General features: G+C 66.6%; 1 protein-coding gene. It reads right to left on the bottom strand.

The annotated features are described in order from the left end of the window. Positions 1-49 precede the first annotated feature (49 nt). Entirely contained in the window at positions 50-1,498 is a 1,449-nt protein-coding gene (locus tag ACZ60G_RS11435; RefSeq protein ID WP_465809476.1) for a hypothetical protein, read from the bottom strand. Between the last annotated feature and the right edge of the window lie 6 nt (positions 1,499-1,504).

Genomic DNA, 1,504 nt, shown 5'->3' with positions numbered 1-1,504 from the left:
GACCCATTCCCTTCGCGTATCGGTTCAGCAGCTATCTTGTTCGTCAGGATCAGACGAGTGCCCCCTGGCGTCGTCGGTAGCGCTCTTCGAAGCCGGTTACATACGTCGAGGGTGCGATCGACGAGGTGGAATGCTCCACCACACCGTCATCGGCGACATAGAAGATCGCCCGGCCGATCGCGATCTCACCGGGCGGCACCGGGACGTACACCATCCAACCGACTTCGACGCGCTCCGCGGTCAGCTCCGCGAGTGGATAGCCAGTCGTATCCAGCCCCTGATCCAGGATGTAGGTCCGCACCCGCTGGGCGGCGTCCGCGCCCGATATCGCCCGTTGTACTTCTCGGGCCGCGACACCCGCGATCGAGAACTGGTACTGGGCGGCGTCGATGTCGAAACGCTCAGGATCGCCGAAAATGTCGGTCACTGCCTTCCGGGTGACGACACCCGCCTGCGCGGCCGACACCAGCACCTCAACCATGCCGCGCACCCCCGCGTTCGGCTGATCGGGCAGCAGGCCGGTCACTATGTCGACGACGGTATCCGCGGTCCACACCCCGGGAACAGCCGACGCACACTGCTCGACCGATGCGGACTCACCCCGCCACCACTGCCCCTGCTCCCACCAGTAGCAGAACGACAGCAGCCCGGCCGCCGCCCGCGGATTCAGTACCGAGTCCGCCACCCAATCCGGCGCTCCGGCATAGAAATTCGGCATCGGCGCAGCCCCGTTGTACACCGCATCCAACTCGGGCGGATTCCATATCCCCCCGGACAGCACCGCACGCCCGCCGGGCAGCACGTAGAGGGTGGAACCGGCCCGCCGAGAACTCTCGAACCAGCCCACCGATGGCAGTATTCGCGGTCCCAACTGCGATCCCACCGCCACGAATGCCGCCGATACCACGGCCCAACGCGCCCACATCACCGGTAGATCGGGCAGTTGGTTCTCCAACGGCACCGGTCGAATCCCGGCCGCGTGGTCGGCGCGCACAGCGGCCACCGCCGACCGCGGGCTACGCGTCTGCCGGTCACCGTGGCCGAGATACGCCGCCAGCCACACCGGTAGCCGATCCCGCGGATATTCCGCCAGATCGGCGATATAGGCCTGCGGGGCGAACAGCTGATCGTCCGGAAATGGCTCATCGCCGTAGTCGTACCCGACCTCGGTTGCGCCTCCGTCGGACGACCACATCAGCAGACGCCACCAGGGACCCCACTCGAGCCGCGCGGACAGCTCGCGAAGCCGACGCACCGACGCGAGCACCGACGCGGATGGATCCAGTCGGGTCGACCGGTCCTCCTCGGTGAAGACGACCGCTACCGACTCCTCGGCAACGGTCAGCGCGAAGACCGCCGACATGGATTGCCACCCGGACGGACCGGCCGCGATGATATCCGCCGCGATCTGTTGGGCCGACCGCGTCATCTCGTCATGGAGCGAATCGCTGGCCTGCCCGCTCTCGATATCGGGATCGCCCGTGTCCGAATTCGTCATACAACA

This window comes from Nocardia sp. NPDC102475 (assembly GCF_055584605.1).
Note: the sequence above shows the minus strand (reverse complement) of the source record. Positions and strands in the feature narration are given on the sequence as shown.

What these genes read in the sequence shown, in the direction of transcription:
- ACZ60G_RS11435 (WP_465809476.1), bottom strand. Translation starts at nt 1,498, where the DNA reads ATGACGAATTCGGACACGGGCGATCCCGATATCGAGAGCGGGCAGGCC.